The sequence below is a fragment of the Streptococcus mitis genome (genome assembly GCF_946190375.1).
GTDB classification, from domain to species: domain Bacteria; phylum Bacillota; class Bacilli; order Lactobacillales; family Streptococcaceae; genus Streptococcus; species Streptococcus mitis_CJ.
In genome coordinates this window covers 1-239 of sequence record NZ_CAMIAF010000140.1, presented here as the reverse complement: position 1 = coordinate 239, position 239 = coordinate 1, and the positions used below count along the sequence as shown (strand labels likewise).

Genomic DNA, 239 nt, shown 5'->3' with positions numbered 1-239 from the left:
ACCACATCAGCATCAGACTCAGCATCAACAAGAGCCTCAGCCTCAGCAAGCACAACCGCATCTGACTCAGCCTCAACAAGTGCGACCCAATCAGCAAGCACAACAGCATCTGAATCAGCATCAACAAGTGCTAGCCAATCAGCAAGCACAACCGCATCTGAGTCCGCGTCAACAAGTGCGTCCGCATCAGCAAGCACAAGCGCGTCTGAATCAGCGTCAACAAGTGCGTGAGCGTCAGC

The 239-nt window shown here is 53.6% G+C and carries 1 protein-coding gene; it reads right to left on the bottom strand.

The genetic code is table 11. The features are described 5' to 3' along the window. Positions 1–239, bottom strand: a 239-nt coding sequence (locus N8M09_RS11075; protein ID WP_419991735.1) for a hypothetical protein, incomplete at both ends; no start/stop codon positions are given.